Source organism: Streptomyces sp. NPDC002156, assembly GCF_053593675.1.
The window spans coordinates 1-21,631 of sequence record NZ_JBSFDA010000052.1 but is presented as its reverse complement, the minus strand read 5'-3'; the positions used below and the strand labels follow the sequence as shown (position 1 = coordinate 21,631).

The following is a 21,631-nucleotide window of genomic DNA, read 5'->3' as shown; positions in this document are numbered from 1 at the left end:
GCGGAACGGCCGTCCCCGGGGACGCCGGACCGTCAGCAGGGATCGCGGAGGTAGTCGCTCGCGCCCTTGGGCTCGACCTCCGGGTCGCGGCGGACGATGCTCAGCTGCCCGCTCCAGCTGGAGCACGCCTTGGTCATGCCCTGCGCCGTGTACTCGACCACGAGCACGTTGTTGTCGAACGCGTCCGCGAACTCCCCGCACTCGTCCCACTGCCCGCACTCCTCCGCGATGGCGAAGTCCAGGCCCACCGACCCCCGGTCGCGCAGGAGTTCGGCGGTGTTCTTCTGGGCGACGGCCAGACCCTTCCCGTGGGCGTGCGCCACCAGAAGCTTCATGAGCGCCTTGGCCTGGTCGGCCGTCAGGTACTCCGGGAAGCGGGTGAAGGAGTCGTAGTTGTCGGGTTCGACGGCCTTGTACCCGCCGGCCGCGCACTCGTCGATCCATGTGTCCAGCCTGGCCGCGACGCGCTGCCGCTTGGCGTCCGTACGGATGTCCAGGACCGCTTCGCCCCAGTCCTGGTCGTAGACGACGTCCCCGTTGGCGTCGCGCAGCAGCAGGTCGGGGCTCCAGTCGCCCTCCGCGCCCTTCTCCACCTGGAAGGCGTTGATGTTGCAGATGTTGTACGCACCCTGCGCGGACGCGTCCTCATAGCTGCGGCTGACCACCCGCACGCCGGTCGGCAGGGGGTACGCGCCGCCGATCTGGTAGTCCCACGGCACATCCTTCGGCGGCAGGGTCACCGCTGTCGCGGACGCACGGGCGGCGGGAGATGTGGAGGGGGAGAGGGAGGGGGAGGGGGAGGCTGCGGCAGAGGGTGGCTGGGAGTCGCCGTCCTTGTGCGATCCGAGTTTCAGGGCCGTGATGCCCAGACCGGTGACGACCACCACCCCAGCGGCAAGGCCGACGACGATGCTCCGCCCTCGGCGTCTGTTCCCGGTGCGGGCCCTGTTCGTTCCCGCCGTTCCCTGCGTTCTCTGCGTTCCCGGCGCGGTGGCCGGTTCTCCCGGGCCGGAGGGCGTACGGGAGACCCCGGGGTCGGCCTCCGCCACGTCGGCCGCTCCTGGCGGTGCGTCCGGAGCGGCCGAGTCCCCCAACCCCCGGAGCAGTCCGTGCAGTTCGGCCAGTCCGGGCCGGGCGGCCGGGTCCTTGTCCAGGCAGCGTTCGGCGATGCTCCGGAGCGGTTCGGCGACTCCGTCCAGGTGCGGGGCCTCGTACATCACCTGATAGCCGGTCAGGTAAGGGCTGCTGCCGTCGAACGGACGGTTGCCGGTGGACGCGTACACCAGGAGCGACCCGAGTGAGAAGACGTCCGAGGCCGCGGTGACGTCACGCGGCGCGGCGAACTGCTCCGGGGACATGAAGGGCGGGGTGCCGATCAGCCGACCGGTCACCGTGAGGGCCTCGTTGTCCACGGCGTGGGAGATGCCGAAGTCGATGACGCGCGGCCCGTCGTCGGCCATCAGGACGTTGCTGGGCTTCAGGTCGCGGTGCACCACACCTGCCCGGTGGATGTCCCGCAGCGCCTCGACCAGGCCCAGCGCGAGGACGCGCAACTCGCGTCCGCGCAACGGGCCGTCCTTGGCGACGATGTCCGACAGCGTGCGGCCCGGCACGTACAGGGTCGCCATCCACGGCTGCTGGGCGTCGGGATCGGCGTCCACCACCGGGGCCGTGAACGCCCCGCTCACCCGGCGGACCGCCGCGACCTCCTGCCTGAACCGCGTCCGGAACTCCTCGTCCAGCGCGTACTGCGCGTGCACGACCTTGACGGCGACCCGCCGTCCCGATTCCGAGTGGCCCAGGTACACGACACCCATGCCGCCGCTACCGAGCCGGTCGACCAGCGTGTAGCCGCCGATGGAGTCCGGATCGCCGGGGCTCAGCGACATCACCGGTCACCTTTCCCGTGTGCCAGGCTTCGAAAGCCGTTCGTTGAAGGTGATCAGAGTAATACGGGGGCCGTTTCCCCGAATCCCCGATCCCCTACGCCCCATGCCCGACGAGGTCTCAGCTGTCGCGGCCGCCGCCACGAACCCGCCCCGGGCCGGAAGGCTCGTGCTGTCCCCGGCCCGGGAACTGGGGCAGGGAGCCCAACGCCAGCCGTGCCACGCGCGGCCAGTCGGCCGTCGCCGCGCCCGCCCGTGACGTGCCCGGGCGACGGCGTGGCACGCGCACCCGGAGTGCCCCGGGGTCGCTGCGGCACACGACGGGTGACGGCAGAACGACGTGCTCTCCGTCGATGCCGACCGGGAGGGTGTCCGTGTCGGCTTCGACCGTCACTTCCCCGGCGCTCAGCCTGATGAGTCCCCCGGAGCGCGCGCCGCGCACCAGGCGGGCCGCCTGAGCGGTGTTGCCGACCCGCACGCACACCACGCCGAGCAGGCCCGAGTCCAGTCGTTTCCTGCGCCCCGGACGGGCCGCGTCGACAGCGCGTCCGTAGGGATTGTTGCTGATGAGGAGGGCCTGAAGATCGTCGACGGACTCTCCGTCGGCCCGCGCCCGCAGTCCGGACGCGCCCTCGCCGGTGAGGAGGCCGGGGAGGGTGCGCAGCGTGGTGCGGGCCTTGGCGTCCCGGTAGGCGGGGTCGGTGACGACGGACGCGTACGTGCCGAACGAGGCGTTGTTGACGAAGACCCGGTCCGCGGCGTATCCGAGGTCGATGCGGAGTTCGACGCCGTGGGTCAGGGCTTCCAGGGCCGCCGCCGGATCGTCGCGGTCGAGGCCGAGGTCGAGGGCGAAGTGGTTGCGGGTACCGGCGGGAATCACCAGGAACGGCACATCATGGCGTGCCGCGACCTCGGCCACGAGCGCCTGGGTGCCGTCGCCGCCCGCGACCGCCAGCAGATCGGCCCCCTCGGTGACGGCCCGCCGGGCCAGTTCGGCGACATCCTGGTGGCCCCCTTCGAGCAGGACCACCCGGCAGCCGGCCGCCCTGGCCTTCTCCACCAGGTGGAATCGGCCCACCTTGCCGCCGCCGGAGCGCGGATTCATGAGGATCCAGGGGCTGTGGGGCGCCTCGGCTACAGCCTGTCCGGTCTGTTCGGCCTGTTCGGAGGCGGTGGGCCCTGGGCTCAGGGCCGTACGGGCCACCGTCACGGACAGCACCCACAGGGCCAGGGACAGCAGGGCCGGCCACAGCATGTCGTACGCGGCATACAGGGCGAGGACGGTGACCGGCGCGGCCACCGACAGCGCTGCCCCGAGGACACGCAGCGCACCGGTGTGCGCCAGGGCCCACCACACCCCGACGGCGGCGAGCGCCAGTCCGGCGATGCCGACCAGCACCCACAGCACGCTCCGCAGACCGGCGGCGACGAGCGGCACCAGGATGCTTCCCAGCAGGGCGAGCACCGCGAGACGGGCCCGTCCGGCACTGCCCCCGAGCACGGCCGGGGATCCTGCCGTACCCGATCCCCTCGTCCCGCCGCCGTGGGATCTCACCTGTCGGCCCCTTCTTCTCTTCTTCTCTTCGTTCTCTTCCGCCTCACACCCTGTGCGACGGGCGCTCCTCGTATGTCGGGCGCTGCTCGGACGCGTCGTAGAGGCTGCCGCGCCGGACCACGCACAGGGCCCAGATGATGAAGCCCGAGATGGTGATCATCACGACCGACCACACCGGGTAGTACGGCAGGGAGAGGAAGTTGGCGATGATGACGAGTCCGGCGATGGCCACGCCGGCGACGCGCGCCCAGGTCGCGGTCCCGAACAGTCCGAAGCTGACGATCACGGCGATTGCGCCCAGGGCGAGGTGGACCCAGCCCCAACCGGTCAGGTCGAACTCGAACACGTAGTTGCGCGTCGTGAGGAAGATGTCGTCCTCGGCGATGGCCATGATGCCCCGGAAGATGTCGAGCAGGCCGACGAGGAAGAGCATGACGGCCGCGAAGGCCGTCAGGCCGCTCGCCCATTCCTGCTTCGCCGCGCTTCCCTGGCTGGTGTGTGTCGCAGTCATCTTGTGCCTCGATTCGTGTGGTCCGGATACTCAGCGACCGGAGGCGTACGGGGTGGAGCCCGAGGACTCCGCCGGACCGTGGCCGGTCAGGACCAGCTCCTTCGCCCTGCGGAACTCCTCGTCCGTGATGTCGCCGTGGGCGCGGATCTCCGACAGCCTGGCGAGTTCGTCGACGCTGCTGGTCCCGCCGCCGGCCGCGGTCTGCCTGATGTAGGCGTTGAACTCCTCCTGCTGCGCACGCGCCTGCTTGATCTCACGGCGGCCCATGTTCTTGCCTCGGGCGATCACGTAGACGAACACGCCGAGGAATGGCAGAACCACGCAGAACACCAGCCAGCCGGCCTTCGCCCAGCCGTTCATGGTGTCGTCGCGGAAGATGTCGGTGATGATCCGGAAGAGCAGGACGAACCACATGATCCACAGGAAGAACCAGAGCATGGTCCAGAAGGCGCTCAGCAGTGGGAAGTCGTACGCCAGGTAGGTCTGCGCGCTCATGTCCGTCCTCCGTCTCGGGCGTTCGCCCGGCCGCAGTGCTGTGACGTATTCAGCGTGCCCACGCCAGGTGCCGGGCGCCTCACCCGGCGCGGGTGAGTGTGCGCGCCGCGGGTTCACCACAGCGCCCGGCCCGTCACTCCGGCAGCTGGCGCATCTCCAGGACCCGCAGTCCCAGCGACTGGCAGCGGGCCAGCAGTCCGTAGAGGTGCGCTTCGTCCACGACGGGGCCGAACAGGATGGTCTGGCCGGACATCACCACGTGGCCCAGCTCCGGAAACGCCTTGGCCAGCGTTTCCGACAGGTGTCCCTCGACTCGGAATTCGTAGCGCACGAGCTGTCCTTCCGTGGACTGCTTCGGACAGGCGGACGGCACCCGGGATCGGGATCAATGGGTCAGAACGATCTTGACGGAGATGATCAGCAGGCCGAGCAGCAGGTTGACCGACGCGGTGGCGGCCATGAGCCGCGGCGAAGCACCGGCGCGGCTCGCCGCGGCCACGGACCAGCCCACCTGGCCGGCCACGGCGACGCAGAGAGCCAGCCAGAGGGCACCTCGCACGTCCAGCCCCAGGAGCGGGCTGACAGCCACCGCGGCGGCCGGCGGGACGGCGGCCTTGGCGATCGGCCACTCGTCACGGCACACCCGCAGCACGACCCGGCGGTCCAGACCCTGCTGTGCCAGGTGCGCCCCGAACAGCTGGGCGTGCACGTGCGCGACCCAGAACACCACTCCGGTGAGCACCAGCAGCAGCACCAGCTCGGTTCGGGGGTACGAGCCGAGGGAGCCCGCGCCGATCACCACGGAGGCCGCGAGCATGGATCCGTAGACGCCGCCCGTGTAGTCCGTGCGTGCCCGGCGTTCGGCACGGCGCGTACCGCGGGCCGTGGCCCCCGGGCCGGTCATGGCTCTGGTCCTGGACACAGGCGGCTCCCTCGGAACTCGGCGCGTCGGTCCGGTCGCTCCGGCCGCAGCTTCGACGTCCGGCCGCAGCTTCGACGTCTGGCCGCAGCTTCGGCGTCCGGCCGGGGCTCCGGCGTCCGGCCGCTGCGGACGGCCTCGCTGTGCGGTCGGCAGGTGCGGCGTGACCGGGAAACCGGCGAGGGTGATGCCGCCGGTTGCGAGGATCGCCGCCTTCGGGCCGTCCACCGACGCGTGTCCCGCCCCCTCATCGCATCCGAAGCACGCGCCGCCCGCCTCACCCGTCACGGGGGAGGCCCGGGTCCCGCGATGTCCTGCCGAGGGGGGCCGCTCGCACTCACCGGCGTGCGTTCACAGCAGCCCGAGGTCGCGCGCGCGGCGCACCGCGTCGTTTCGCCGGTTCACCGCCAGCTTCCGGTACACGCTCTTGAGGTGGGTCTTCACCGTGTTCGCCGACACGTAGAGGTCGGCGGCGATCTCCTCCGTCGACATCATCCGGGCCAGCCGCTCAAGGACGTCGCGCTCGCGTCCGCTGAGCTCCACCACGAGGGGCAGCGAGGGCGGGGTCTCCGGGCCGGGCATGAGCCAGCCCGCTGCCAGTTCGCGCAGCCCGGCCGTGGCCAGGAGAGGCCGGATCCATGGTCCGGCGTCGAGGAACGGACGCCGCAGCCGCTCGCGCCGGGCGTCGAGGAGGGCCTGCGCCATGAGCCCGCGGGCGGTGGCGGTGTCTCCCGCCCGCTCCGCTGCCTGAGCCCTCACCACCGCCGCCCGCACGGTCACCGCCGGACCCGTCCGGCCGTGGGTGCGGATGCTGTCGAGCAGGTTCAGGGCCGCCTCGGGACGCCCTGCGGCGATCTGGATCGCGGCCGCCTCCACCGCACACGCCGGCTGGTCGCCGGACATGTCCTGGAGCAGCTCGGCGGCCTCGTCCGGCCGTCCTTCGGCCAGGTGGGCGGCGGAGGCGACGAGCGCCTCATGGCCTGCCGCCCAGGGGGAGGCCACGGCGGCGGAGACGACCGGGTCCGCCGCCTCGACGGCGGCCCGTGCCTTGCCCCTGACCAGCAGGAGGCGGGCGGTGGCGAGGGCTCGCCCCGCCGTCGGCACCGGATCCCGCGCGCCGGCGGGGAGCCGGGCCGTCTCGTCGAGGAGGGCCTGGGCCCGGTCCAGCTCATGGCGGTCGACGGCCACGGCGGCGAGGACCAGCTGTCCGAGGCCGGAGCCGGACGGCTGGGGCAGGCCGACCCGCTCCGTCTCGGACACCGCCGCCAGGGCCTTGCGCTCCGCCCGGCCGAGCCAGCCGTTCAGATAGTCGAGCAGGGCCAGGTGTCCCATCGACTCCTCCCGGGGCAGCAGGGTGGAGGCGCTGCCGCGCAGGCCGGCCACGGTGGTCAGAGCGGCGCGCGCCTCCTCGTACCGCCCCGCCCACAGACACGCCGATCCCACATGGGTCAGGAGCAGAGCGCGCACTTCGGGATGCTCGTCCAGGAGCCGCGCCGGGACTTCCCGCCACAGTCCGTCGGCCGCTTCGGCGGCCTTCTCGGCCCGTTGGGAACTACCGGTCAGCCGGGCGGCCAGGGCCTCCAGCAGCGCGCAGCTCAGCTGGGCGGCCGCCCGGTCGTGCGTCACGTCGGGCGCCGGTCCGGACTCCTCGGGGGCCAGCCGCTCCTCGGCGTGGCGCAGGCGGGCCAGAGCGCGGTCCACGTCGCACCGGGCCAGGTCGCGGGCCGCACGTACGAGGTCCGTGGCCGGGCTCCTGGCCTCGGGCCCCATGTCGGAGAAGACCTGGGCCAGGTCGCCCTCGCGCAGGCCGGTGAAGAGCCGGCCGATCGCCAGTTCGTCGACGAGGACACCGGCGGCGAAGTCCCAGTCGCCCGCGGCGGTGCCATGGGCGAGTGTCTCCGGCAGGAATCCGGAATGCCGCAGCCACCGCGCGGCCCGCCGGTGGAGTTCCGGTTCCAGCCCGGGCAGGCGCACGCGGAGATGGGCCCGGAGTATCTCCCCGAACAGCGGGTGGAGGCGGTACCACGAGTGCCCGAGGTACTCGACGAACGCGTTCGCGCGGTGCAGCCCGACGAGCAGGGGCTCGGCATCGGTGCGGCCGGTCAGCGCGTCGGCCAGCTCGGGAGAGAAACGATCGAGGACGCTGACACGCAGCAGGAGGTCCTGTGTCTCCGCCGGCTGCCCACGGAGGACCTCGGCCAGCAGGAAGTCCGCGATCGCGCTCCGGTCGGCCTCGAACTCCTTGAGGTAGACCTCCGGGTCGGCGCTCTCCCGGGCGGCGAGGGCCGACAGGCGCAGGCCTGCGGCCCAGCCCCGCGTGCGCTCCACCAGGGCGCGCGCGGCGTGCACCGGAAGATTCAGACCGTGCAGCTCCAGCAGTGCGACCGCCTCCTCGGAGGTGAAGGCCAGCTCGGCGGCGCGGATTTCCGTCAGCTCGCCGGCCGCCCGGTAACGGTGCAGCGGAAGCAGCGGTTCGGTGCGGCTGACGATGACGAGGCGCAGCCCCCGCCCGGCGTGGTGCAGGACGAACTCCAGCTGCTCCGCGATCTCCGGAGCGGTCACGCGGTCGTACTCGTCGAGTACGAGGACCACGGGCCGGCCACGATCGTTCAGCTCGGCGGCGAGCGCCGCCAGAAGCCTGTCGTCCACCCGGGACGCGTCCGCCGGGAACCCCACCGGGCCGGGCGGCAGCGCACCGCAGGCACGCAGGGCCTTGACGACGTACGCCCAGAACACCCCGGGACGCCGGTCCCCCGCTTCGACGGTGAGCCAGGCGACCGGGGACCGCAGTCCGTCGGCCCAGTCGGCGGCCAGCAGGGTCTTGCCGGCTCCGGCCGCGCCGTTGAGCAGCGTCAACGGTGTCCCGAGAGCGTGGTCGAGGTGGTCGACGAGCCGCTGCCGCCGCAGGAACGTGGCGGGCCTGGCGGGGAGGGCGAACCTGGTGCGCAGAAACGGGTCTCCCAGGGGATCGGCACACGGAACGGCCGGTCCTCGCGCGTCCTCGTCAACCTCGGCCACGGCGTTCACCACCCGGTCCGTCGGCCACGTCATGGGCGGCACCGACCTTTTCCCCGTCAGGCCGCCTCCGGTTCCTCCGCGGGCAGCCGGCCCGCGCGTACCGCGTCGACCAGGGCCTGATGGTCACGCTCGTTCTGGTCGGCGTACGCCTCCGCGAAGGTGGCGAGTGCCCTGTCGAACGAGTCGCCGCCGCCCAGGTACGCGGCGATCGCGATCCGGTCGCCCGACCGTGCGTGCGCACGCGCCAGGGTGACCCCGCACAGTTCGCCGAACGCCCGCATGGTCTTCGGCCGCATCCTCTCCGGCAGGGCGATGCCCTTCCAGTCGCGCAGTTGACGGACGTAGAAGTCGCGCTGCCTGCCGTCGATCCCGTCCACCCGTTCCCAGCCGAGGAAGATGTCGCTCGTGGCCTGCATGAGCCGCTGGCCCGAGACCACCCGCTCACCCTGGTTGCGGTACCGGCTCGCGCCGACGTGTGCGGCGAGTACGGAGGTGTCGGCCTCCTTGGCCTGGAGGAAGAGCGGGTCCTGACCGTCCCGGCCGAGCAGGAGGAAGATCCAGCATCGGGTGCCGACACTGCCGACGCCGACCACCTTGCGGGCGACGTCGACCAGTCGGTAGTCCGCCAGGAGGGCACGCCGGTCGTAGGCCAGCGTGCTGCCGTACCGCTCGACGAGACCGCGGAACTGGCGCTGGAGGGCGCTGCGCTCGATGTCCGGCAGCAGGTCGCCGGCCGGGATCAGCAGCGGCGGATCCGCCGCGATCCTGGGCCGGCCGTCCACCGTCTCGGTGAGCTTGTCGAAAGCCTGCAGGCTGTCGCGGGTACGTGCCTTCGCCAACGCGTGGGCCAGGTTCTTCCGACCACGTCTGTGGAGCCGGTCCGAGGCCAGGGACTCGAGGAAGTCCGCGCCGATCTTCGCGTACCAGACGTCGAGGTTGCCCGTCTCCGCGAAGCGGATCATCGCCTCGCGGTACGAACGGACCGTGGAGCTCACGATGCGGGCGCGCTGCGCGTCGTCGAAGCCGTTCTCCCGGCCCGCGATGACGAGGCTCGCCGACAGGCGCTTGACGTCCCACTCCCAGGGGCCCGGCAGAGTCTCGTCGAAGTCGTTGATGTCGAACATCAGGTGTCTCTCCGGCGAGGCGAGCAGACGGAAGTTCAGCATGTGCGCGTCCCCGCACAGCTGGGCCGTGAGTCCTGAGCGCGGACCGGCGGCCAGGTCGGACGCCATGATCGCGGCGGCGCCCCGGTAGAAGCGGAACGGGGACTCCGTCATCCGGCCGTAGCGGATCGGGACGAGCTCGGGCACCCTCGCCGCGGACTGCGCCTCCAGGATCGACAACGGGTCCGGCCGGTCGGCGGGCGGCTTGTACACGGCGTGCCCCGACCGCGGCGAGCGGCGCCGCGCCCCCTTGCCGAGAGCCGCGCGTTCCTCGGGCGTGGCGTGAGGCACGGCGCGCATCGCCGTGGTCGCGTTCTGGGACATCGAAGGCCCTCCTGAAACAGGGGTGGGCGTCCGCTCTCAGCCCTGGGACCCGATCTCGGCATCGGCGACGGCGATGGCGATGCCGAGTGCCGTGGCGATGTTGCCCGCCGCCGTCATGACGCGGGCGGTGCCGACAATGGGCGCGATGGCGACCAGGACGTCCTGCAGTTGTTCGGCGGTGAGGCCGGCTCTGAGGGCGGGGTCGATATGGGCCACATAGGAGATGGGCGGGGCGTCCGAGGCGGCGAGTGCCGCGATACGCGTGAGGATGAGCGTGTCCGGGGCCAGGCCGCAGCGCTCCAACGAGTCGACCGTCATGGCGGCGAGGGTGTCCAGGACAGGGGTTTCGGATGCAGTGGACATGTCGCATGCCCTCCTGGTGAGAGGCTCGGGGGTTCCTCCGAGGTTCCCTTCAACCCTAGATCGCCTCCGACTCTCGCGCATGGAGAGGCATGGAGAGGCATGGAGACGCCTGGAGTGTCCAAACACGCACATGGCATGACAATGAGCGCTATCCATCCTTTTCATCCGATCGGAGGCGTTCATGAAGGACCTCAAGTTCGAACAGAAGCGCTCGTTGTCACGCCTTGAGGCGGCCGACCAGCTCACGGCACTCGCAGCCGCGTTGCGGGAGGGCGGGGAAGCCGAGGTGGAACTCGGCTTCGGAACGCTGAGCCTGCGGATCCCCGACGAGCTTCGCGGCGAGATAGAGGTCGAGATCGGTAACGGCGAGATCGAGCTGGAGGTCGAGTTCAAGTGGCCGACCGCACGGCCCCGGAAGGCGCCGGCGCGGGCGGCCGCGGGTGCGGAGAAGGCCCCGAAGCGCAAGACCGTGCCCGCCAAGCCTGCTCGCAGCGGCACGGGCACCGGCAGGAGCAAGGGCACGAAGCGGTCCGCCGCGAAACCCCGCTGAGCAGAGCCGGGGCTGCCACTCCCGGCGGGTGACCGTGCTTCGCCCGTACGGCCCTCCTGGGCGGGCCGTCTCGCCGTGCAGCGGCGGAGATGGAGGCAGACCAGTTCCCCAGGAGCCCCGGAGCAGCCATGACCAGCCCCCACGAGCCGTCCGAGCCTGCTGCCGTCCCGGAGACCGGCGGGGGTGACGCGTCGGGGAGCGGGACCAAGCACGGCTCGGCGCCCGCGCGGATCGTACGGAAGACCGTCTCGGCGGTGCTGATCGTGCTCACGTGCATCCTCGTGCCGGTCGCACTGCTCACGGTGTGGGTGCACGACATCGCTCTGGACACCGACCGCTACGTGGACACGGTCTCCCCGCTGGCCTCGGATCCGGCGATCGAGGCCGCGGCGGTCAAGCGCATCACCGAGGCCGCGGATGTGCGGGTGGACGGCAGCCGGGCCGCCGCGGACATCGCCGCATGGCTGCAGACGCAGGGGCTGCCGCCCCGCGCCGCGCAGGCGGTGAAGGGACTGGGCCCACAGCTCGACAGCGCGGTCAACGGCACGGTCGAGAAGGTGGCCACCCGCTTCGTGGCGAGCGACCGCTTCGAGCGGATCTGGACGAACGCCAACCGGGCCGCCCACAACACCGTCGTGCACGCGCTCACCGGCGAGGGCCGTGGCGCCGTGGGTGTGGAGAGCGGGACGGTCACCCTCGACGTCGGGGAAGCCGTCGACCAGGTCAAGCAGGCGCTCGTGGACGCCGGGGTGTCCCCGGCCGCCAAGATCCCCGACGTCGACAAGCAGATGGTCCTCTTCCAGTCCGACGAGTTGAAGAAGATCCGCAAGGGCGCTCACCTGCTGGACGTGATCGGGCGCTGGTTCCCCGTCATCGTCGTGGTGATCGGCGCGGCCGGCGTGCTGCTGGCCCACCGGCGCCGCCGCGCGCTGGCCCGTACGGCTCTCGGCGCGGCCTTCGCCTGCCTGGTCGTGGCCGTCGTCCTGGTCGTCGTCCGCCGCTACTACCTGGACCATCTCCCGCCCCAGGTCCAGTCGGAGGCCGCCGCGGCAGCCGTCTTCGACACCCTGCTGCACTTCCTGCGCGTCAGTCTGCGCACGGCGATCGTCCTCGGTGTGGTCATCGCGCTCGGCGCCTACCTGATCGGTCCCGGACGGCTGCCGCGCGCCGTCCGAGGGAGGTCCGAGCGTGCCGCCGGCTCCGCGGCGCAGTGGGCCTACGTCCACGAGGTCCGCACCGGCCGGGTGGGGACCTGGACCCAGACCCACCGCCGGTGGATCGCCGTGGCCGCCCTGCTGATCGTGTGCCTGATCTTCGCACTGTGGAACCACCCGACAGCCCTGACCATCCTGCTGCTGGTCGTCATCCTGCTCGTCGTTCTCGCCCTGGTAGCCCTCCTCGCCGCCACCGGCCGCGCCACCGCCGACGCCGAGCGGGCGGCACAACGGCCGGAGGGCGGCGAATGAGGTCGTGCCCGCACACCCCTGCCCCCGCTACCGTCACCCCATGCCCAACGAGGTCTTCCAGCACCCCCGTCTGGCCGCCGTCTACGACCCCCTCGACCCGGATCGCGGCGACCTGGACGCGTACGTCGACATCGCCGAGGAGTTCGCCGCCCGCCGCGTCCTCGACATCGGCTGCGGCACCGGCGTGTTCGCCCTCCTCCTCGCCGCCCGCGGTATCGACGTCATCGGCGTCGACCCCGCCCTCGCCTCCCTCGACGTGGCCCGTGCCAAGTCCGGCGCCGAGCGCGTCCGTTGGATCCACGGCGACGCGACAGCCCTGCCGTCTTCGAGACCTGGGATCCGGCGAAGCGTGCCTGGGAGCAGTGGAACCGTGACTCCTCGTACCGGGTGACCGACATACCCGGCGTCGGCGCCGTCGAGAGCTGGGTCGAGCTGACCAGTCTCAACGGGCCGCTCGTCAGCTTCCGTTGGACCTTCCTGTTCGCCGAGGACGGAAAGGTGCTGACCTCCGACTCCACGCTGCGTTTCCGTGAACGGGCCGAGATCGAGGCGGAGTTGCTGGCCCAGGGCTGTGAAGTGACGGATGTGCGCGACGCACCCGACCGCCCCGGCCGGGAGTTCGTGTTCCTCGCACAGCGGCCGTAGCCACACGCGCCCTCACCTCCCCCGCACCCCCCGAGCCACCCGATCCCCCACCCCCACCCTCGGCCCGTTCCCCACCCGCCCCCAACTCCGCTTCGGATGAACGGCGTTGGCGAGCAGCACGACGAACGTGTCCGTGGCCCGGTCCAGGACCAGGGACGTGCCCGTGAAACCCGTGTGGCCCGCCGCTCCCCTGCCCGCCAACTCCCCCATGAACCACGGCTGGTCGACCGCGAAGCCCAGGCCCGGCGGCGTCAGCAGCAGCTCCACGTAGTCCGGGCCCAGGATGCGCGCCGGGCCGTAGGCGCCGCCGGCCAACAGGCAGCGGCTGAAGACCGCCAGGTCGTGGGCCGTGGAGAAGAGGCCCGCGTGGCCCGCCACGCCACCCAGCGCCCACGCGTTCTCGTCGTGGACCTCGCCCCGTACCATCCCCCGTTCCGCCTTGGCCCAGGGTCTGCGCTGGTCCTCGGTCGCCGCCGCGTCGGGGCAGGGGCCGAAGTCGGTCGCCGTCATGCCGAGAGGCCGGGTGATGCCCTCGTGGATCAGGACGTCCAGCGTGCGGCCCGTGATGCGCTCCAGGACGTACTGGAGCAGGAGCATGTTCAGGTCGGAGTACGCGTACACACCCGGGCTCGACGACGGGGCCTCCGCTCTCAGCAGTGCCTTGCGCGCCGCGTCGTCCGGGCAGTCGTACAGCGGGAGTTCGGGGCGCAGGCCCGAGGTGTGGGTCAGCAGCTGGCGGACCGTGATGTCGTGTTCGGCCGCCGCCGTGAAGTCCGGCAGGTACGCGGCGACCCTCGCGTCCATGCCCAGCGTGCCGCGCTCCAGCTGCTGCACCGCCGCCACCGCCGTGAAGAGCTTCGTCAGGGAGGCCAGGTCGAAGGGGGTCGACATCGTTGCCGGGGTCCTGGCCTCCGGCGGGAGTTCCACTCCCGTGTCCGTGCGCTCGTCGTACGACGCGTACCGCACCGCCCAGCCCGCCGCCTCCCGCACCGCGATCACCGGGCCGCGGCCGACGATCACCACCGCGGCCGGGGCCCATGGGCGCTCGCCGGTCGTGAGGGCGCGTACCTCTCGTACGAGGTGACGCATCTCCTCGGGGTCGAGGCCGGCCCGTTCCGGGGTGTCGACGCGCAGTCTCGGTGCGGCGCTCAGCTCTCCGCTCCCTCCAGGGTCGTACGTCCGTTCCAAGGACGGCACATTCCCACGAAGCAGCCGACCGCCACCAGTGCTGCCGCCAGTTGGACGACGGCCATCGGGACGGCGGTGTCCTCGCCAGCGATGCCCACCAGTGGGGAGGCGACCGCGCCGATCAGGAAGGAGGTGGTGCCCAGGAGGGCCGATGCGGCGCCTGCCGAGTGACGTGTTCGCAGCAGGGCCAGCGTCTGGGTGTTGGGCATCGCCAGGCCCATCGCCGACATCAGGACGAAGAGCGCCGCCGACACCGGGAGCAGGCCCACCTCGCCGAAGACGCCCGTCGCCATCAGCAGGAGCGCCGTAGCCGAGAGGGTGATGACGGCCAGGCCCACCGCCAGCACCTTGTCCATCGACACCCGGCCGACCAGCACCTTGCCGTTGATCTGGCCGACGATCACCAGCCCGATCGAGTTCACGCCGAACAGCAGGCTGAACGTCTGCGGGGAGGCGCCGTAGATCTCCTGGATGACGAAGGGGGACGCGGCGATGTACGCGAACAGGGCCGCGAAGGCGAAGCCGCCCGCCAGGACGTAGCCGGTGAAGACGCGGTCCGCGAGCAGGGTGCGCATCGAGCGCAGGGCCTCGCCGACCCCGCCGCTGTGTCGGTCCGCCGGGTCGAGGGTCTCGGGGAGGCGGAACCAGACCAGCACCGCCAGCGCGATCCCGACCACCGTGAGGACGGCGAACACGCCCCGCCAGTCCGTCACGCGCAGGATCTGGCCGCCGATGAGCGGCGCAATGATCGGGGCGACCCCCGAGATCAGCATGAGGGTGGAGAAGAAGCGGGCCATGGCGTCGCCGTCGTACAGGTCCCGTACGACCGCCCGCGCGATCACTATCCCGGCCGAGCCCGCCAGTCCCTGGACCAGCCTGAAGGCGACCAGGAACTCCAGGCTGGGGGCGATCCCGCACAGGACGGTGGCCACTACGTACACGACCAGGCCCGCCAGGAGGGGGCGGCGGCGGCCCCATCTGTCGCTCATCGGGCCGATCAGGAGCTGGCCGAGGGCCATGCCCGCCAGGCACGCGGTGAGGGTCAGCTGGACGCTCGCGGCGGGCGCGTTCAGCGAGGTCGTGACCTCGGGGAGGGACGGGAGGTACATGTCCATCGCCAGCGGAGGCGTCGCCGTCAGCCCGCCGAGGACGAACGTGACGAGGATGCCGGTGCGGCGGAGGGAGCGGGCGGGGGCCTTCGGTAGGGGGACGGGTGCGGGTATCTCTCCCCGTGTCCCTCCCTGGGAACTCTTCTCGTCCCGCGCGGTTCGGCCACGCTCGGGCATGCGCCCCTCCCTTTTCGAGTAATCCGCCACCTATGCTCTCAGCTCGTAACAGGCTGTTCGTACAGCGTGTTCGAGGTCACAGAGGCCGTAGTGGGTTCAGAGGGTTCATGGAGATCACGGGACTAGGGGCTGGCATGTCGGCTGAGCGCGTGCGGTGGGGAATTCTGGCTACGGGAGGGATCGCGGCTGCGATGGCCGCGGATCTGGTGGACCTGCCCGACGCGGAACTCGTGGCGGTCGCCTCCCGGTCGGAGGCCTCCGCGAAGGCGTTCGCGGAACGGTTCGGGATCCCCCGGGCCTACGGCGACTGGGCTTCGCTGGCCGAGGACACCGACGTGGACGTGGTGTACGTCGCCACTCCGCACTCGGCGCACCGGGCCGCCGCCGGCCTGTGTCTGGAGGCCGGGCGGAACGTGCTGTGCGAGAAGGCGTTCACGCTGAACGTGCGGGAGGCGGAGGAACTGGTCGCGCTGGCGAAGGAGCACGGCGCCTTCCTGATGGAGGGCATGTGGACCTACTGCAACCCGGTCATACGGCGGCTGAAGGCGCTGGTCGACGACGGTGCCATCGGTGAGGTGCGGACCGTCCAGGCCGACTTCGGGCTTGAAGGCCCCTTCCCGCCCTCGCACCGGCTGCGCGACCCGGCGCAGGGCGGCGGGGCGCTGCTCGACCTGGGGGTCTACCCGGTGTCGTTCGCTCAGCTGCTGCTCGGGGAGCCGGACGGCATCTCGGCTAGAGCAGTGCTCTCGGCGGAGAGCGTCGATCTCCAGACGGGAGCACTGCTCTCCTGGGAGAGCGGCGCTCTCGCTTCGGTGCACTGCTCCATCGTCGGCGGTACGTCCATCGGCGCGTCGGTCACCGGTTCGAAGGGCCGGATCGACGTACCCGACGGGTTCTTCTTCGCGGACCGGTTCGTCCTGCACCGCGACGGCCGTGACCCCGAGGAGTTCGTCGCCGCCCCGGACCACGGCGCCCGCAACAGCTTCCGGCACGAGGCCGCCGAGGTGATGCGTGCTCTGCGGGCCGGCGAGACCGAGTCCCCGCTCGTCCCGCTCGCCGGCACCCTCGCCGTCATGCGGACGATGGACACCATCCGGGAGCAGATCGGCGTCCGCTACCCCGGCGAGGCCGCCTGATGAGCGCAGGGAGGATCGCGGTCGTCACCGGCGCCGGTTCCGGCATCGGGCGCGCCGTCGCCCTCGAACTGCTCGGCGCCGGCTGGTCGGTGGCGCTCACGGGACGCCGTACCGAGCGGCTGGAGGAGACGGCGGCGCTCGCGCCGGACGGTGACTCTCTCGTCGTACGGGCCGACGTGGCCCGACCCGACGACGTGGCCGCCCTGTTCGCGGCCGTGCGGGAGCGGTTCGGGCGGCTCGATCTCCTGTTCAACAACGCGGGGACGTTCGGTCCCGGCGGGGTGGCGTTCGAGGACCTGGAGTACGAGGCGTGGCGGCACGTCGTGGACACCAACCTCAACGGGGCGTTCCTGTGCGCGCAGGCGGCGTACCGGCAGCTGAAGGAGCAGGATCCGCAGGGCGGCCGGATCATCAACAACGGGTCGATCTCCGCGCACACACCCCGGCCGCACTCGGCGCCGTACACCGCGACCAAGCACGCGCTGACCGGCCTGACCAAGGCGTTGGCGCTGGACGGACGGCCGTACCGGATCGCGGTGTCGCAGATCGACATCGGGAACGCGGCGACGGACATGACCGCGCGAATGCAAACGGGCGCTCTGCAGGCGAACGGTGAGGTGGCGCCGGAGCCCGTCATGGACGTGGCTGACGTGGCGCGCACCGTACGGCACATGGCAGAGCTGCCATTGGAGGCAAATGTGCAGTTCGCTACGGTTCTGGCGACGACGATGCCGTATGCGGGGCGCGGCTGAGCGGCACCCATGCACATGTTCGAAGTATCAACCTGCACAAGTGGAGTTGATTACTCCGTAGCGTTCGGGCCGGTCGCAGGCATATGCTCGACACGCCTTCTCCATCAGAGCTTCACACTTGATGCTCCGAGGTTCCGGTAGTACGCACAGTACGACGCGGTACGAAACGGACCACACCGAGGGGGGAAGGCGACAGCCGCTCCATGGCGCATCCGGGTGGGGGTGGACCTCGCGTGGGACCGCGGGGTACGCACCGGGTCATGGGGCGGCTGTCGTGTGCTCGGGCACATGAGCACCACGGAAACGGGCCGCGCGACGTGCGACGCGCCTTAATTCTTCGTGAGTGTTTCGGCCCCGATTTCTCAGTCCCCCCACACCGTTTACCCAGTTCTCCACAAAGGTTCCTCCCTAGCTTGTGGCAGCGCCCACATGGGGCGCCAAGAACCTTTGAGGAACGGGATGTTTGGCATCTATCTCAAGCGTGAGCTGAGCCGGCGCAAGAAGGCGGCTCTGGTCATCGCCATGGGTCTGGCGCTCGGTATCGCGCTGGTCATCACCGTCAACTCGGTGTCGGCCGGCATGCAGCAGGCACAGGAAAAGGTCCTGCAGTCGCTCTACGGCCTCGGCACCGACATGACGGTCACCAAGGCCAGGACGGCGCCGACCGGCAACAGCCAGTCGGACCGGCCGAACTTCGAGTTCGACGCCAGCTCGAACGACTCGGACGACACCCAGAGCAGCGACCGTGTGACGACCCAGGGCGGACAGACCCTGAAGTCGGCGCTGGTCACCAAGGTCGCCGACCAGAAGGGCGTCTCGGCGGCGGTGGGCGCGCTGAGCCTCAACGTCACGAAGGTCGACGGCTCCTTCACCCAGGGCGAGGCCAAGACCGACACCTCGTCGTCGTCGGGTTCCTCGTCCTCCGGTCAGCAGGGCGGCCCCGGTGGCGGCCAGGGCGGCAACTCCGGCAGCACGGCTCCGCCGCAGGTGCAGGGCGGCGGCGCCTCGTTCGACGTCAACTCCTACTCCGTCATGGGCATCGACGTGACGAACCAGGAGCTGGGCCCGCTGGCCACCACGACGATCACCAGCGGCAAGACGTTCACGACGGCGCAGGCCAACGCGAAGGTCGCGGTGCTCAGCAAGTCGTACGCCAAGGAGAACAAGTACACGGTCGGCAAGACCATCACGATCTCCGGTACGAAGTACACGATCATCGGTATCGCGACGCCCGAGAGCAGCGAGTCCACGACCGACGTCTACCTGCCCCTCAAGCAGGCGCAGACCCTCGGCGACTCCGCGAACCTGGTCAGCACGATCTACGTCCAGGCGACCGACTCGAAGCAGATCGACACCGTCAAGTCGACGATCCAGAAGAACATCTCGGGTACGACCGTCACGACCTCCGCCGACCTCGCGGAGACCGTCTCCGGCTCCCTCTCCACCGCCTCCAACCTCGCGACCAGCGTCGGCAAGTGGCTGTCCATCGCGGTCCTCGCGGCGGCGTTCCTGGTGGCCGCGCTGCTCACCTCCTCGGCCGTGTCCCGCCGGGTGCGTGAGTTCGGCACGCTGAAGGCGCTGGGCTGGCCCTCGCGCAAGGTGACCCGGCAGGTCGTCGGCGAGTCCGTCGTGAACGGTCTGATCGGCGGCGCGCTCGGCATCGGCCTCGGCCTCGCGGCGGCGTACGCGGTGACCGCGGTCAGCCCGAAGCTGACCGCACAGCTCGGCAACACGGGCGGCGGTGGCGGTGGCGGCATGGGTGGCGGCCCCGGCGGCGGTGGCGGCCCGGGTCAGCAGTCCGCGGCCAACACGATGGAGATCGCCCTCTCGGCGCCGGTCTCCCTCACCACGATCGCGCTCGCGGCGGGCCTCGCCATCACCGGCGGTCTGATCGCCGGGGCGATGGGCGGCTGGCGGGCATCCCGGATGCGGCCCGCGGACGCGCTGCGCAGCGTGTCCTGACCTCCGGCTCTCCTCACAACTCCCCCAATTCCCGTACGTCACGGAGTCGTTCATGTACAAGCTCACCGGTGTCACCAAGAGATACACGCGGGGCAAGGAGACGGTGGAGGCGCTGCGCGGCATCGACCTCGTCATCGAGGACGGCGACCAGCTCGTCATCCAGGGCCCCACCGGCGGCGGCAAGTCCACCCTCCTGCAGATGATCGGCGGCCTGGACCGGCCGACCGAGGGCAGTGTCGAGCTGGACGGTGTCGACCTCGGCTCGATCAGCGAGGCCAAGCTGACGCGGCTGCGCGCCGAGAAGATCGGCATCATCTTCCAGGCGTTCAACCTCATCCCGACGCTCACCGCGCAGGAGAACGTCGAGACGGCGCTCGTACCGCTCGGCGTGAAGCCCGCCGAGCGGCGCGAGCGGGCGGCCGAGGCGCTGAGTTCGGTCGGTCTCGGCGACCGGCTGTCCCATGCGCCGACCGAGCTGTCCGGTGGTCAGCAGCAGCGCGTCGCCATCGCGCGGGCGCTGGTGAAGAAGCCGAAGGTGTTGCTCGCGGACGAGCCCACGGGGAACCTCGACGAGGGGACGCGGGACGACATCATGGCGCTGCTGGAAGGGTTGTGGCGGGAGCATGGGTTGACGTTCATCATGGTTACGCATGACTCGTCGATCGCTCGGCGCGCGCCTCGCGTGGCGACTATCAAGGCGGGTCAGTTGACTGTTACTGAGCAGGATCAGTACGTCAGTTAGGTGGTTTTTTGGCTGCGGGCCGGTGGGGGCTTGTCGCGCAGTTCCCCGCGCCCCTAAAAGCGGGTTGGGTCGCTCACCGTTCTAGTAGTTGGTTGATCTCGGTCAACTGGGCTGCGGTGAGCGGCCCTTTCTTTATTGCGCCGGCGTTTTCCTCGGCCTGTGCCACTGAGCGGAAGCCGGGAATGGGGATGGTGTGGGGGCTGCGGGCCCAGAGCCAGGCGAGGGCGCCCTGGGCGAGGGTGCGGTCGTTGCTGGTGAGGATCGAGCGGAGTCCGTCGACCTGGGCCAGCCAGTCCGGGTCGGCGCCCGTGCCGGGGGTGAAGCCCGGGAGCCAGGCGGGCGGTGCGTTGCGGATGTCCCCGGCCTCCAGGGCCTGCCCTGCGGCCCGCTTGCCTGTCAGCAGTCCCATGGCCAGCGGGCTGCGGTTGATACTGGCGAGCCCCAACTCCTCGCAGAGCGCGAGCATTTCGGGGGCGTCCTGCATGACGTTGAGGCAGTGCTGTACGGCGGCGCAGTGCGGGCCCTGGGCGAAGAGGGCGGCGCGGGCCGGGTCGTCGGTGCTCCAGGCGTAGGCGCGGATGAGCCCCTCGGCCACCAACTCCTCGCAGACGTCCCGGAGTTGGGCTGCGGCATCCAAGTCGCCCTCGGACAGGTGCAGTTGGTACAGGTCAACGTAGTCGGTGCCGAGGCGGGCGAGGGAGGCGGTGAGGGCGCGGCGCACGTACTCGGGGCTGTCGTCCTGGCCGTCGGCGATCCGCGTCCGCTCGTCGAAGAGGTTGCCCCACTTGGTGGCGACCACGACGTCCGTACGGTGCTTGCCGAGGGCCCTGCCGAGGACGCGCTCGCTGTGGCCGGTGCCGTAGACGTCGGCCGTGTCGAAGAAGGTGACGCCCAGGTCGAGGGCGCGCCGGACCGCCCGTACGGACTCGTCGTCGTCGACCTTGCCCCAGCCGAGGGGCTGTCCGTCGGGCCTCGTCCACTCACCGCCGATCGCCCAGCAGCCGAAGCCGAGGGGGCTGACCTCGATGCCGGTGCGGCCGAGGGTGCGGGGGTGCGCGAAGGTCTCCGTGGTCGCAGTCGTCTCCGTGATCTCCATAACGGGAGACGTTAGGAGTTGGAGTCCACTTCAGCGCAAGGGGGCGGGCGTACGGGTGTCAGGCCTGGCCCGTCTCGAAGCGCAGGATGCGGCCGTCGTCGACCGTGAAGGTCCACTTGGTGCGCATCTCGCCCCAGGTGTCGTTGCTGTAGTTGGCGACGAGGACGTGGCCTCCCTTGGACTCGTTGGCTACGTCCATGTGGCCGTGGGAGGAGAAGATCTCGCGCTCGGTCCAGTCGGCGAGGTCGCGGTCCGAGCCGTCGTCGGACATGGTCGCGTCCGGGGCCAGGACGGCCTGGAAGGCCTCGCGGTCGTGGGCGTTCACGGCGCTGACGAAGGCCCGGACGGCCGGGTCGCTGAGCTTGGCGGTCTGAATCGTCATGCGGGCCAGACTGGCACCGCACCCGGGCGCCCGCCACCCGAAGGGTTGTTCGCCCCCGCCGCCCCTACCCGTCCCATCCTTGGGGGGGGGGGGGGGGGCGCCGCCCCCCCCCCCCCCCCCGCGCCCCCCCCCCCGCACAGACACCAACAACAACCGACAGAGTGGGGGGGAGATGGTTGTTGTGTGGGGTGT

At 71.1% G+C, this 21,631-nt stretch carries 19 protein-coding genes and 1 pseudogene; 7 read left to right on the top strand and 13 right to left on the bottom strand.

From position 1 onward, the window contains the following. Nucleotides 1-32 precede the first annotated feature (32 nt). From ACWCRB_RS21840 to ACWCRB_RS21800, 9 genes are all read right to left on the bottom strand, one after another. Nucleotides 33-1,889, bottom strand: a complete 1,857-nt coding sequence (locus ACWCRB_RS21840; protein ID WP_450997613.1) for an endo alpha-1,4 polygalactosaminidase — start codon at nt 1,887-1,889, stop codon at nt 33-35. Nucleotides 1,890-2,007: 118 nt separating this feature from the next. Beyond that, complete coding sequence (locus tag ACWCRB_RS21835; RefSeq protein WP_450997612.1) at nt 2,008-3,387, bottom strand: diacylglycerol kinase family protein; 1,380 nt, start codon at nt 3,385-3,387, stop codon at nt 2,008-2,010. Nucleotides 3,388-3,484: 97 nt separating this feature from the next. Then, complete coding sequence (locus ACWCRB_RS21830; protein ID WP_450997611.1) at nt 3,485-3,952, bottom strand: DUF7144 family membrane protein; 468 nt, start codon at nt 3,950-3,952, stop codon at nt 3,485-3,487. A 30-nt stretch (nt 3,953-3,982) separates the two neighbouring features. Further along, the gene (locus ACWCRB_RS21825) at nt 3,983-4,447 is read right to left on the bottom strand and encodes an SHOCT domain-containing protein (RefSeq protein ID WP_450997610.1); all 465 of its coding nucleotides are present in this window, start codon (nt 4,445-4,447) and stop codon (nt 3,983-3,985) included. Between the two features lie 133 nt (nt 4,448-4,580). Then, on the bottom strand, nt 4,581-4,778 hold the full coding sequence (locus ACWCRB_RS21820; protein WP_235479603.1) for a hypothetical protein: 198 nt from the start codon (nt 4,776-4,778) through the stop codon (nt 4,581-4,583). Nucleotides 4,779-4,832: 54 nt separating this feature from the next. Then, nucleotides 4,833-5,351: a hypothetical protein gene (locus ACWCRB_RS21815; protein WP_450997643.1), complete on the bottom strand. Its 519-nt coding sequence runs from the start codon at nt 5,349-5,351 to the stop codon at nt 4,833-4,835. Nucleotides 5,352-5,717: 366 nt separating this feature from the next. Further along, a complete protein-coding gene (locus tag ACWCRB_RS21810; protein WP_450997609.1) occupies nt 5,718-8,417 on the bottom strand; it encodes a LuxR C-terminal-related transcriptional regulator in 2,700 nt (899 codons plus the stop codon). Between the two features lie 23 nt (nt 8,418-8,440). Further along, complete coding sequence (locus tag ACWCRB_RS21805; RefSeq protein WP_450997608.1) at nt 8,441-9,871, bottom strand: DUF2252 domain-containing protein; 1,431 nt, start codon at nt 9,869-9,871, stop codon at nt 8,441-8,443. A gap of 36 nt (nt 9,872-9,907) precedes the next feature. Beyond that, entirely contained in the window at nt 9,908-10,234 is a 327-nt protein-coding gene (locus ACWCRB_RS21800; protein WP_450997607.1) for a carboxymuconolactone decarboxylase family protein, read from the bottom strand. Between the two features lie 181 nt (nt 10,235-10,415). Between ACWCRB_RS21800 and ACWCRB_RS21795 the strand changes: the two genes are divergently transcribed. From ACWCRB_RS21795 to ACWCRB_RS21785, 3 genes and pseudogenes are all read left to right on the top strand, one after another. Beyond that, a complete protein-coding gene (locus ACWCRB_RS21795; RefSeq protein ID WP_450997606.1) occupies nt 10,416-10,784 on the top strand; it encodes an amphi-Trp domain-containing protein in 369 nt (122 codons plus the stop codon). A 128-nt stretch (nt 10,785-10,912) separates the two neighbouring features. Continuing rightward, on the top strand, nt 10,913-12,250 hold the full coding sequence (locus tag ACWCRB_RS21790) for a hypothetical protein (protein ID WP_450997605.1): 1,338 nt from the start codon (nt 10,913-10,915) through the stop codon (nt 12,248-12,250). Between the two features lie 40 nt (nt 12,251-12,290). After that, nucleotides 12,291-12,895 (top strand): annotated as a pseudogene (locus tag ACWCRB_RS21785) (class I SAM-dependent methyltransferase). A 12-nt stretch (nt 12,896-12,907) separates the two neighbouring features. On the opposite strand, the gene ACWCRB_RS21780 reads toward ACWCRB_RS21785, so the two are convergent. Together ACWCRB_RS21780 and ACWCRB_RS21775 are read right to left on the bottom strand one after the other, a co-directional pair. After that, complete coding sequence (locus ACWCRB_RS21780; RefSeq protein WP_450997604.1) at nt 12,908-14,092, bottom strand: serine hydrolase domain-containing protein; 1,185 nt, start codon at nt 14,090-14,092, stop codon at nt 12,908-12,910. Then, nucleotides 14,044-15,369: a multidrug effflux MFS transporter gene (locus ACWCRB_RS21775; RefSeq protein ID WP_450997603.1), complete on the bottom strand. Its 1,326-nt coding sequence runs from the start codon at nt 15,367-15,369 to the stop codon at nt 14,044-14,046. The genes ACWCRB_RS21780 and ACWCRB_RS21775 overlap by 49 nt, the downstream gene beginning before the upstream one ends. Nucleotides 15,370-15,503: 134 nt before the next feature. Between ACWCRB_RS21775 and ACWCRB_RS21770 the strand changes: the two genes are divergently transcribed. From ACWCRB_RS21770 to ACWCRB_RS21755, 4 genes are all read left to right on the top strand, one after another. Next, nucleotides 15,504-16,505: a Gfo/Idh/MocA family protein gene (locus tag ACWCRB_RS21770; RefSeq protein WP_450997602.1), complete on the top strand. Its 1,002-nt coding sequence runs from the start codon at nt 15,504-15,506 to the stop codon at nt 16,503-16,505. Continuing rightward, nucleotides 16,505-17,257: an SDR family oxidoreductase gene (locus tag ACWCRB_RS21765; RefSeq protein WP_369030774.1), complete on the top strand. Its 753-nt coding sequence runs from the start codon at nt 16,505-16,507 to the stop codon at nt 17,255-17,257. The genes ACWCRB_RS21770 and ACWCRB_RS21765 overlap by 1 nt, the downstream gene beginning before the upstream one ends. 459 nt (nt 17,258-17,716) lie before the next feature. Beyond that, the gene (locus tag ACWCRB_RS21760) at nt 17,717-19,219 is read left to right on the top strand and encodes an ABC transporter permease (RefSeq protein WP_450997601.1); all 1,503 of its coding nucleotides are present in this window, start codon (nt 17,717-17,719) and stop codon (nt 19,217-19,219) included. Between the two features lie 52 nt (nt 19,220-19,271). Then, on the top strand, nt 19,272-19,961 hold the full coding sequence (locus ACWCRB_RS21755; protein WP_450997600.1) for an ABC transporter ATP-binding protein: 690 nt from the start codon (nt 19,272-19,274) through the stop codon (nt 19,959-19,961). A 73-nt stretch (nt 19,962-20,034) separates the two neighbouring features. Here ACWCRB_RS21755 and ACWCRB_RS21750 read toward each other — a convergent pair whose 3' ends face one another. Then, nucleotides 20,035-21,057 carry an aldo/keto reductase gene (locus ACWCRB_RS21750; protein ID WP_450997599.1) on the bottom strand — a complete coding sequence of 341 codons (1,023 nt, stop codon included), beginning with the start codon at nt 21,055-21,057 and terminating at the stop codon, nt 20,035-20,037. A gap of 58 nt (nt 21,058-21,115) precedes the next feature. After that, the gene (locus ACWCRB_RS21745; RefSeq protein WP_450402145.1) at nt 21,116-21,439 is read right to left on the bottom strand and encodes a nuclear transport factor 2 family protein; all 324 of its coding nucleotides are present in this window, start codon (nt 21,437-21,439) and stop codon (nt 21,116-21,118) included. Nucleotides 21,440-21,631 lie beyond the last annotated feature (192 nt).

Coding starts and splice junctions, on each gene's coding strand:
- ACWCRB_RS21840 (WP_450997613.1), bottom strand. CDS start 1,889: ATGTCGCTGAGCCCCGGCGATCCGGACTCCATCGGCGGCTACACGCTG.
- ACWCRB_RS21830 (WP_450997611.1), bottom strand. CDS start 3,952: ATGACTGCGACACACACCAGCCAGGGAAGCGCGGCGAAGCAGGAATGG.
- ACWCRB_RS21825 (WP_450997610.1), bottom strand. CDS start 4,447: ATGAGCGCGCAGACCTACCTGGCGTACGACTTCCCACTGCTGAGCGCC.
- ACWCRB_RS21815 (WP_450997643.1), bottom strand. CDS start 5,351: ATGACCGGCCCGGGGGCCACGGCCCGCGGTACGCGCCGTGCCGAACGC.
- ACWCRB_RS21810 (WP_450997609.1), bottom strand. CDS start 8,417: ATGACGTGGCCGACGGACCGGGTGGTGAACGCCGTGGCCGAGGTTGAC.
- ACWCRB_RS21805 (WP_450997608.1), bottom strand. CDS start 9,871: ATGTCCCAGAACGCGACCACGGCGATGCGCGCCGTGCCTCACGCCACG.
- ACWCRB_RS21800 (WP_450997607.1), bottom strand. CDS start 10,234: ATGTCCACTGCATCCGAAACCCCTGTCCTGGACACCCTCGCCGCCATG.
- ACWCRB_RS21795 (WP_450997606.1), top strand. CDS start 10,416: ATGAAGGACCTCAAGTTCGAACAGAAGCGCTCGTTGTCACGCCTTGAG.
- ACWCRB_RS21790 (WP_450997605.1), top strand. CDS start 10,913: ATGACCAGCCCCCACGAGCCGTCCGAGCCTGCTGCCGTCCCGGAGACC.
- ACWCRB_RS21775 (WP_450997603.1), bottom strand. CDS start 15,369: ATGCCCGAGCGTGGCCGAACCGCGCGGGACGAGAAGAGTTCCCAGGGA.
- ACWCRB_RS21770 (WP_450997602.1), top strand. CDS start 15,504: ATGTCGGCTGAGCGCGTGCGGTGGGGAATTCTGGCTACGGGAGGGATC.
- ACWCRB_RS21765 (WP_369030774.1), top strand. CDS start 16,505: ATGAGCGCAGGGAGGATCGCGGTCGTCACCGGCGCCGGTTCCGGCATC.
- ACWCRB_RS21760 (WP_450997601.1), top strand. CDS start 17,717: ATGTTTGGCATCTATCTCAAGCGTGAGCTGAGCCGGCGCAAGAAGGCG.
- ACWCRB_RS21755 (WP_450997600.1), top strand. CDS start 19,272: ATGTACAAGCTCACCGGTGTCACCAAGAGATACACGCGGGGCAAGGAG.
- ACWCRB_RS21750 (WP_450997599.1), bottom strand. CDS start 21,057: ATGGAGATCACGGAGACGACTGCGACCACGGAGACCTTCGCGCACCCC.
- ACWCRB_RS21745 (WP_450402145.1), bottom strand. CDS start 21,439: ATGACGATTCAGACCGCCAAGCTCAGCGACCCGGCCGTCCGGGCCTTC.